The 1,774-nt window shown below is 69.3% G+C and carries 1 protein-coding gene and 1 pseudogene; both read right to left on the reverse strand.

Annotated features, from left to right (window positions below; translation table 11 throughout):
- Positions 1 to 26 precede the first annotated feature (26 nt).
- Positions 27 to 784, reverse strand: a pseudogene (locus J2Z33_RS18045) (Tn3 family transposase); the annotation flags it as partial.
- A 20-nt stretch (positions 785 to 804) separates the two neighbouring features.
- Entirely contained in the window at positions 805 to 1,389 is a 585-nt protein-coding gene (locus tag J2Z33_RS18050) for a recombinase family protein (protein WP_209843639.1), read from the reverse strand.
- Positions 1,390 to 1,774: the final 385 nt, after the last annotated feature.

Genomic DNA, 1,774 nt, shown 5'->3' on the forward strand with positions numbered 1-1,774 from the left:
ACCCCCACCGGGCGCTCGGATACAGATCACCCCGCGAGTTCATCGCGGATCAGACAACAACCTGATCCTGTCCGGTCATTCAGGGGCAACAACACGGTGATGGCCTTGAGCGGTCGCCGGCCCGAGGGGGCTGCGGCTGGCTCGCTGCAGAGGTAGTCGCCGGTCAGGTTGATGTGCTGCCAGCCGAGCGGTGAGAGGTGCTGGAGCAGGGGTGGTGGCGCGGCGTCGCCACGGCGCGACAGCTCCTCCAGGGCGAGCTGCAGGTAGGTCGTGTTCCAGAGCACGATCGCGGCCGTGACCAGGTTGAGCCCGCTGGCGCGATGCCCCTGGCTGTCGAGGCTGCGGTCGCGCACGCGACCGATGCGGTGAAAGAAGATGGCGCGCTTGAGCGCGTTCTCGGCCTCGCCCTTGTTGAGCTCCCGCGTCGTGCGCCTGCGCTGCTCGGGCTGCTCGATCCAGTCCAGGGTGAACAAGGTCCGCTCCAGCCGGCCGATCTCGCGCGAGCCGCGAGGGCCAGCCCGTTCCGGCGCGGATAGGAGCCGAGGCGCTTGAGCATGAGCGAGGCCCCGACCACGCCCGTGCGGATGGAGGCTGCCAAGCGGAGCACCTCGTCCCAGTGCGCGGCGATCAGCCTGGCGTCGATCTTGCCGGCGACAAGCGGCTCGATGGCGGGTCCGGGCACCAGCCCGTCGAAGAGGTACAGCCGTCGAGCGGCCAAGTTCGGGATGCGCGGAGCGAAGCGAAAGCCGAGCAGGTGACAGAGGGCGAAGACGTGGTCGGTGAGGACAGCGCGACGGGGCATGGCTACTCCTGATCTGGCGGCCTCCAGCCGATGCGCGACAGGGTATCGATCAGGGTGGACCGCGGCACCTTGAAGGTGCGGCAGACCGAGGCCTTGGTCGCGCCGCCGTCCAGGGCTGCCGTGATCTGCTCCACCCGCTCGGCGTCCAGCGCAACGGGACGCCCGCCGCGGCGGCCCCGGCGCTGCGCGGCGGCCAGCCCGGCCATAACCCGCTCGCGCGTCAGCGCCCGCTCGTACTGGGCCAGCGCGCCGAAGATCGAGAACAGCAGCTCTCCGTGCGGCGTGGTGGTGTCCATCTGCTCGGTCAGGGAACGGAACGACACACCCCGGCCCTTGAGGTCGGCGACGATGGACAGCAGGTGCGATAGCGAGCGACCGAGCCGGTCCAGCTTCCACACCACCAGCCCGTCGCCCTCGCGGACGTCCTCGAGGCACGCCTTGAGCCCGGGTCGGTCGTCGCGGGCGCCCGAGGCCTTGTCGGAGTGGAGGTGCCGCTCGCCGACGCCGGCAGCCAGTAGCGCGTCGCGCTGGAGGTCGACCGATTGGCGGTCGTCGATCAACGAGACCCGCATGTACCCGACCAGCATGTGCGGCAAACCCCCGACCCAGAGTTCCCGTATGCTACGGCAATCCGACGGGGTTTGTCGCATGGAAAACAGTGGCAAACGAGGGTGGCGGATCGAGAGTGGCGGCGGACGACGGCAAACAGATGTTTGGCGTCAAAATCGGCAGGCCCACTGGCCGCTTCCCATCGATGGACCCATCGCCTGAGCCCACTCACCGGCTTACCGTATATCGGTGCCCGTTCTGTGTGGCGCCCCCAAGACGGCGGGGGCGAGATTGGGAAGGTCGGTCGGGTCGGGGCGATCAGCCAAGGGACGGCCCACCGGCGCGGACCACCTCGCCATCCTCCTTGGTGAACTCGGCCACGGGATGGTCGAGGAGGTCGAGCACCCGCTCCGAGGGGCGGCA

Origin of the sequence: Rubellimicrobium aerolatum (genome assembly GCF_017872975.1) — a bacterium.
GTDB lineage: Bacteria > Pseudomonadota > Alphaproteobacteria > Rhodobacterales > Rhodobacteraceae > Rubellimicrobium > Rubellimicrobium aerolatum.